At 39.2% G+C, this 5,092-nt stretch carries 6 protein-coding genes; 5 read left to right on the top strand and 1 reads right to left on the bottom strand.

Annotated features, from left to right (window positions below; translation table 11 throughout):
* Positions 1–19: 19 nt before the first annotated feature.
* Positions 20–994 carry an ABC transporter substrate-binding protein gene (locus BFL01S_RS18855; RefSeq protein ID WP_025909454.1) on the bottom strand — a complete coding sequence of 325 codons (975 nt, stop codon included), beginning with the start codon at positions 992–994 and terminating at the stop codon, positions 20–22.
* A 183-nt stretch (positions 995–1,177) separates the two neighbouring features.
* Here BFL01S_RS18855 and BFL01S_RS18850 point away from each other — a divergent pair, with 183 nt between their 5' ends.
* From BFL01S_RS18850 to BFL01S_RS18830, 5 genes are read left to right on the top strand one after another with little or no spacing between them, the layout of a single operon-like run.
* Complete coding sequence (locus tag BFL01S_RS18850; RefSeq protein ID WP_061786632.1) at positions 1,178–2,179, top strand: FecCD family ABC transporter permease; 1,002 nt, start codon at positions 1,178–1,180, stop codon at positions 2,177–2,179.
* On the top strand, positions 2,176–3,225 hold the full coding sequence (locus BFL01S_RS18845) for a FecCD family ABC transporter permease (RefSeq protein WP_061786631.1): 1,050 nt from the start codon (positions 2,176–2,178) through the stop codon (positions 3,223–3,225). Before BFL01S_RS18850 ends, BFL01S_RS18845 begins: the two co-directional genes overlap by 4 nt.
* Positions 3,226–3,256: 31 nt before the next feature.
* The gene (locus BFL01S_RS18840; protein WP_025909451.1) at positions 3,257–4,081 is read left to right on the top strand and encodes an ABC transporter ATP-binding protein; all 825 of its coding nucleotides are present in this window, start codon (positions 3,257–3,259) and stop codon (positions 4,079–4,081) included.
* Entirely contained in the window at positions 4,074–4,811 is a 738-nt protein-coding gene (locus BFL01S_RS18835; protein WP_025909450.1) for an IucA/IucC family C-terminal-domain containing protein, read from the top strand. Before BFL01S_RS18840 ends, BFL01S_RS18835 begins: the two co-directional genes overlap by 8 nt.
* Entirely contained in the window at positions 4,804–5,052 is a 249-nt protein-coding gene (locus tag BFL01S_RS18830; protein ID WP_025909449.1) for a DUF2573 family protein, read from the top strand. Before BFL01S_RS18835 ends, BFL01S_RS18830 begins: the two co-directional genes overlap by 8 nt.
* Positions 5,053–5,092 lie beyond the last annotated feature (40 nt).

Raw genomic sequence — 5,092 nt, 5'->3', positions numbered from 1 at the left:
TGTCCCAGCCTCCTGTTGTTTATTTTTCAGATAAAAATACTTTTTCAATATCATCTAGCATGATATTCGCAGCTAATACACCACCAGCAGTATTCCAGATTGCATCTTCTACAGGATACACGCTATCTGTTTTTGATACGTTCAAGTTTTTAAACAATGGATCGTTGGTCCACTCTTCAGCTACCTTTGTAGCTTCTCCATCACCAGTTTCGTATGAGAAGTAGAATAATTTATCTCCATCCATCGCTGGAATACGCTCTTTTGTTGCGTTCATTTCAGCTAAGTCGTTCTGCTGTTGTGATTCAGGACGAGCAAAGCCAAGTTGATCTAGAATTACACCAGAAAATGAATCTTTATGATAAATACGTACATCGCCAGCTGTAAAACGTACAACTGAAATTTCTTCTTTCTTTTGGTCTCCAAGCTTCTCTTTTAAATCAGCCACTCGGTTATCAAAGTCAGCTAATACTTTTTTACCTTCATCTTCTTTATTTACTGCTTTTGAGTAAAGCTTGAAGTTTTCTTTCCAGTCGCCTCTTAGTTCTTCAGCAAAAACAGTTGGTGCGATTTGGCTTAATTGATCATACACTTTTTCTTGACGCATTTTGTTACCAATAATTAAGTCTGGCTTTAAAGATGCAATCGTTTCAAGACTAGGTTCGCTTTCAGTACCTACGCTTTTAACACCTTCCATTTGGTCTTTAATATGGTCATACCAAGGATCTCCTAACCAAGACTCTACTGCTCCGACTGGCTTAACACCCATAGCTAATAGTGCTTCCGTACCTTCATTTGTCAAAATAACAACACGTTTTGGCGTTCCGTCAATTTTTGTTTCACCCATTGCGTGTTTAATTGTATAAGACTGATCTTTTGCTGCGCTGTCGCTGTTTTCTTTTTCACCTTCAGATGATGAATTACCGCAAGCTGCTAAGAAAACAAGAACCATTACAGCCATCAGTGAGAATAAATATTTCACTTTAGACGCTTTCATTTAATGAACCCCCTATGTATGATTGATAATGATTTTCAATTACAACTATGATAATATTGCAAAAATTAAAGGCTGTCAATAAAAAGTTGAAAATGATTCTCAAAGTCATTGACACTCATTTTAATGTTCCCTAAACTAAAAGAAAGTAATAGTTAAATAGGCTACCTTAGAGGAGCAATGAAGATGATTTTGCAAAATAGACAAATGAGAGTAACTGGTTTAATTTTAAGTATAATCTTTCTACTAATTTGTATTGGTTTAAGCATTGTCTTAGGCTATACAGATACAAGCATAAAAACAGCTATAAATGCGTTCCAGTCGTTCGATGGTTCAAACGAACATTTAGTTATACAAAATGTTCGATTACCACGTGCTCTAATAGGTGCTGTTGTAGGTGCATGTCTTGGGATTGCAGGCGCAATGATGCAAGCGTTAACGAAAAATCCGCTTGCTTCCCCTGATATTCTTGGTGTGAATGCTGGAGCAGGTTTTTTTATCGTGGTTGCCATCATGATTTTTTCAGTAAACTCTCTGCAAGCCTTTACGTGGATTGCATTTGTTGGAGCGGCTTTAACCGTAGTAGCAGTGTATTTGTTAGGCTCGATTGGTAAAGAAGGACTAACGCCTATAAAAATGACGCTTGCTGGAGCAGCAATTGCTGCGTTTTTTTCTTCTTTAACACAAGGTTTACTCGTATTGGATGAAACAGCACTCGATCAAGTACTGTATTGGCTAGCAGGTTCAGTACAAGGGCGTAAACTAGAAGTGTTGTATGGCGTACTACCTTATATTGCTGTCGCAATTATCGTGTCATTTATTCTGGCAGGGAAAATAAATATTTTAAATATGGGTGAAGATGTGGCGAGAAGTTTAGGGCAGCGAACCGTTGCTGTCAAACTAACAGCAGGTATACTCATTGCCATCTTGGCAGGAGGAGCCGTTGCCATTGCAGGCCCTATTAGCTTTGTAGGTATTATCATTCCTCATATCGTAAGAGCGTTTGTGGGCCACGACTATCGTTGGATTTTCCCTTATAGCGCAGTAGCAGGGGGGATTTTGCTGTTAATTGCAGATATTGCAGCTCGCTATGTTATTATGCCGGAAGAGATTCCTGTTGGCGTTATGACTGCTTTTATTGGAACCCCATTCTTTATTTATTTAGCAAGAAAGGGCGCTAAAGCATGAAGAAATATCAACCGATTCGTTTAAAAAATCTCTCTTTTTTACTAAATATAAAAGCTACAATTATTATTTCAGTTTGTACATTGTTACTGTTTGCACTCTTTGTATTAAGTGCTGGGATGGGTGAATTGTTCATTGGCCCATTTAAAATTATCGGAATTTTATTTGGGCAGGGCCTTGAGTTTGAAAAATTAGTGGTCACGTCATTTCGGTTACCTCGTATTCTTGTCGCTATTTGTGCAGGCATTTGCTTAGCGGCAGCAGGAGCCATTCTTCAAGGTCTTGTTCGCAATCCTTTGGCATCACCAGACTTAATTGGTTTAACGGGAGGAGCTTCTGTTGGAGTCGTTTTATTTTTAGCATTATTTAGCGACGAGAAAAACTCCCTAACAGTTAGCATTCAATGGCTGCCGCTTAGCGCATTTTTAGGCGCTTTAATTGTAGCAATCTTGCTTTATATTTTCGCTTGGCGAAACGGAGTATCACCGATTACCTTAGTACTGATTGGCATCGGCTTAACCGCTTTGACCAAGGCAATGACAACCTTATTTATGATTATGGGTCCAATTTATCAAGCGAGCCAAGCGAATATTTGGATTACTGGTAGCGTATATGGATCAAACTGGACAAATGTATATACGATTGCGCCAATTACTGTTATTTTAATCATTATTGCATTGGTTATGGTTCGTAACCTGAATATTCAAGAGCTGGGTGAAGAAGTTGCTATTAATGTGGGAAGTCATGTTCAAAAAAACCGCTTAATGCTGCTTGTAATGAGTACGGCACTAACGGGTACCGCCGTCGCGTTTGCTGGAGGTATTAGCTTTGTTGGGCTATTAGCACCTCATATTGCTCGCCGCCTCGTTGGCTCGTCGTTTGGAGTATTGCTTCCATTATCGGCACTGATTGGTGCAATTTTAATTGTGGCTGCAGATTTAGTAGGAAGAACGTTCTTTTTACCGCTTGAAATACCAGCAGGTGTTTTCACAGCAGCAATTGGAGCACCATATTTTATCTACTTGTTATATAAGCAGCGTAACGTCTAAACTTAATCTTTTCAAAAAAGGAGTGAAAGTCATGCATTCATTAGAAACAAAGTCGTTAAGCTTGTCGTATGGAGAAACAATGATTATCAATGAATTAGATTTGAAGATTCCTAAAGGGGAGATTACGGTTTTTATCGGAAGTAACGGCTGTGGGAAGTCAACGCTGTTACGCTCACTTGCTCGGCTTTTAAAGCCGCAAACAGGTTCGGTTCTGTTAGAAGGATCTAAAATATCATCTTTGCCAACAAAAGAAATTGCTAAGCAATTAGCTATCCTACCCCAAGGACCGGTAGCACCTGAGGGTCTTACTGTTTTACAGCTTGTGAAGCAGGGGCGTTACCCTTATCAAAATTGGTTTCGCCAATGGTCGAAAGAAGACGAAGAAAAGGTTCAAAAAGCGCTAGAATCGACAGGGCTAAGTGATTTAGCTGATCGGCAGGTAGACTCTTTATCTGGAGGGCAAAGGCAGCGTGCTTGGATTGCTATGACTCTTGCTCAAGATACGGATATTATCTTGCTTGACGAACCAACAACGTATTTGGATATGACTCATCAAATTGAAATCCTTGATTTGCTGTTTGAACTAAATGAAAAAGAACAGCGAACAATCGTAATGGTTTTACATGATTTAAATTTAGCATGTCGTTATGCTCACCATATTGTAGCACTTCAGGACAAACAAATTTATGCGCAGGGAAAACCTGAAGAAGTGATTACGTGTCAGCTGGTTCGTAATGTGTTTAATATGAATTGTGAAGTAACAGTTGACCCGCTTTTTGGGACACCGCTTTGTATTCCGCACGGCAGAGGAAGATGTGTGGTTCAAAAGGTTGGAGCTGAACTCCAGCATGCTTAATAAAAAAGAACAGCAAGCGTTAGCAGAGAAGTTTAGAGCTACTTTTATACAAACGTCAGCCTATGAGATGAAGATAGCAGATCTTGCTGATGAGCGGAAGATGGAGAGTGCTCTCTCTTTTATTCAAGACAAGATAGAAGCGCCCAACTTAAGAGTGGTCGCTTCTATTTTTGCAAAAAGATTGGGGTTTGTAGCAGCAGGCTGCTTATATGCCTTTTCAGTATGTCAAAAAAGAGTCGACGTGCAGCGCCTTTCTTTACAAGCAGAGTGTGAAGATGATGGGTTATGGTTACCTCAAGTCTATTACCCGGAACAAGCCATTACTCAAGTTGACGTAGCGAATCGAAACGAAGAACGAAAAGAAATAGTGACTGAACTCTTGTCTGAAGGATTTGAGTCAATCTGGAATCCACTTAATCAATATACAGGTATTTCAAAAAGGGTGCTGTGGGAAAACATTGCCGTGTACCTACTTTGGCTATATGACCAATTAAAAAAAGATAATAACGTCAATCAGCTTCAGTTAGAAGATGACTTTACTTATCTTTTCTATGAAGCAGCGGGTAATCAGTTTGGTCAATATGAAGTCAACCCTTTAAGGTGCTATACAAGAGCAAAAAGTCGTCAAACGTGCTGTCTATCCTATCAGCTGGCTGGAAAGAAGAAGTATTGTAAAAGCTGTCCCATTTTATGTCGAGCACAAGACAAGGAGGCGCCAATTTATGGATAAAGAATTTAACGAGAAGTTTGATGCACTTCTAGAAAAATATACGGAGCTCATGGTGGGAGAAACAAATCCAGATTTAAAGGATAAGATTGAGAAGTGGGCTTTGTATACATATATTTCAAAGTCAATGCCACCGTTAATTAAGCATTGGAATCATCAATATCCTGAGGCTAAGCAAGAGATGGTCGAACTAATTAAAGAAATAAAAAGCTTAAACGAAGAGCTTCGTGAAAGCAAAAGCTAAAAGAGGCTGGGACATAAGTAATTCAGTCAATGATAAACCT

This window comes from Priestia flexa NBRC 15715, assembly GCF_001591565.1.
Lineage (GTDB): Bacteria > Bacillota > Bacilli > Bacillales > Bacillaceae_H > Priestia > Priestia flexa.
Note: the sequence above shows the minus strand (reverse complement) of the source record. Positions and strands in the feature narration are given on the sequence as shown.

Coding starts and splice junctions, on each gene's coding strand:
- BFL01S_RS18855 (WP_025909454.1), bottom strand. CDS start 994: ATGAAAGCGTCTAAAGTGAAATATTTATTCTCACTGATGGCTGTAATG.
- BFL01S_RS18850 (WP_061786632.1), top strand. CDS start 1,178: ATGATTTTGCAAAATAGACAAATGAGAGTAACTGGTTTAATTTTAAGT.
- BFL01S_RS18845 (WP_061786631.1), top strand. CDS start 2,176: ATGAAGAAATATCAACCGATTCGTTTAAAAAATCTCTCTTTTTTACTA.
- BFL01S_RS18840 (WP_025909451.1), top strand. CDS start 3,257: ATGCATTCATTAGAAACAAAGTCGTTAAGCTTGTCGTATGGAGAAACA.
- BFL01S_RS18835 (WP_025909450.1), top strand. CDS start 4,074: ATGCTTAATAAAAAAGAACAGCAAGCGTTAGCAGAGAAGTTTAGAGCT.
- BFL01S_RS18830 (WP_025909449.1), top strand. CDS start 4,804: ATGGATAAAGAATTTAACGAGAAGTTTGATGCACTTCTAGAAAAATAT.